Raw genomic sequence first — 2106 nt, forward strand, 5'->3', positions numbered from 1 at the left:
AAACGCGAGCAGGCGATTTACGCCGGAATGTGGGGAATTATTTCCAATCCCGTCGATCAAGAATTGATTGAGAAAAATTTTGCCAAAAAATCTGTCACGCGCCGTAATTCCGGCTACGCGCTGGATAGTTTGGTGGACGAAGAAAGAAATGGCGATGTCAACCTCGCTCGCCTGATTGCGGGATCGGAAGGTACACTTTGTTTCATCACCGAGGCAAAAATCGGCCTGGTGGATTTACCGCCCGCTGCCGTGGGGGTAGTTTGCGTCCATACGACTTCACTGGCCGAGGCTCTGCACGCCAACCGCGTGGCCATGCAACACCAGCCTAAGGCGTCGGAATTGGTGGATAAGTACATCATGGACTTTACCAAAGAACACCACGAGTACTCCAAGAATCGATTTTTTCTGGAAGGCGATCCCGCAGCCCTGCTGCTGGTGGAATTCTGGGGCGACAGGGAGGAGGAAGTGCAGAAACTGGCAGCAGATTTCGTCGCCGATTTGACACTGGAAAATCTTGGCTACGCCTATCCGCTGCTGTTCGGGGCCGATGCTGCCAAAGCCTGGGACATCCGCAAGGCCGGCCTGGGCCTGATTCGCAACCTGCCCGGCGATACGCAGCCTGTGAACCTCATCGAGGATTGCGCCGTGGCCGTGGAAGATCTGCCCAACTACATCGCCGACCTGGAAAAACTGCTGGCTCGGCGCGGCCTCCATGCCTCATACTACGCCCACGCCGGGGCGGGTGAACTGCACGTGGAGCCAATGATTAATCTGAAAACCAGCGAGGGGAAAGAGACTTTCCGCGAAGTACTGACCGAAACCGCCGCCCTGGTGAAAAAGTACCGGGGCGCGCTCTCGGGCGAACACGGCGACGGACGATTGCGCGGCGAGTTTATTCCGTTTATGATGGGGCAGGAGGTCTATGAACTCTTCCGGCAGGTCAAGCGCATTTGGGATCCGAACGGTATTTTCAACGCAAATAAAATCGTGGACACGCCACCCATGAACGAGTCGCTGCGCTACGAGGCAGACGCCCCGCCACCCGCCATCGAGACGGTTTTCGACTTCACGCGCGAGGAGGGCATCTTGCGCCTGACCGAAAAATGCAGCGGCTCCGGCGACTGTCGCAAGACGGAACTGACGGGTGGCACAATGTGCCCAAGCTACATGGCGACCCGCCGCGGGCGCGATACTACCCGCGCTCGCGCCAATATTTTACGGCAGTTTTACACAAAAAGTGAAAATAATGGAAACGGTATTGGCCCCGCTAGTTCCGAAATGGTGAAGGAAGTACTTGACCTGTGCCTCTCCTGCAAAGGCTGCAAGGCCGAATGCCCGTCGAGCGTGGACGTGGGAAAAATGAAAGCGGAATTTACGCAGCAGTATTATGACCAACACGGTGTCCCGTTCAGATCGCGGCTCGTGGCGGATTTTACCAAGCGTATGAAGCAAGCCGCGCTGGCTCCTTGGGCCTATAACAAGATTTTCAGCACGCCTGCCTTGCGTCGTGTCGCCAATAAAGCCGTTGGCTTTCACCCCGAGCGAACGATGCCGCTGCTGGGCAAGCAGACTTTTCGAAAATGGTTTGAGAAGAGAAAAAAGGAACCCCAGGAAGCTGCCGAAAAGAAAGGAAAAGTCTTTCTCTTCTGCGACGAGTTTACAGATTACAATGACTCGGAAATCGGCAAAAAATTGGTGTTGCTTTTAGAAGGTCTAGGCTACGAAGTATTGCTACCCAAGCACGTGGAATCGGGGCGTACTTTCTTGTCCAAAGGACTGGTGAAGGAGGCACAAAAGATTGCAAATAAGAACGTGCAGCTTTTACAACATGTAATCAGCGACGAAACGCCGCTCGTTGGCATCGAACCCTCGGCTATCTTGACATTCCGTGACGAGTACCCTGATTTGGTCGCGCCGGAATTGCGGGAGGCGGCGCAAAAGCTGGCGAAGAACGCGCTGCTTTTTGAAGAATTTATAGCCCGCGAAATGGAAAAGAAAAATATCGCCAGTTCGCAGTTTTCTACCGAAGAGAAACTCATAAAACTGCACGGACATTGCCATCAGAAGGCTCTCTCGTCGCTGTCGGTGGCCAAGCAGGTACTTTCA

At 54.2% G+C, this 2106-nt stretch carries 1 protein-coding gene; it reads left to right on the top strand.

What is annotated here, in order from left to right:
• Positions 1 to 2106 (top strand): FAD-linked oxidase C-terminal domain-containing protein (locus ACEW8P_RS25710; protein WP_373515923.1); only part of this gene is annotated, 2106 nt, incomplete at both ends.

Origin of the sequence: Persicitalea sp. (assembly GCF_041751555.1) — a bacterium.
Taxonomy (GTDB): Bacteria; Bacteroidota; Bacteroidia; order Cytophagales; family Spirosomataceae; genus Persicitalea.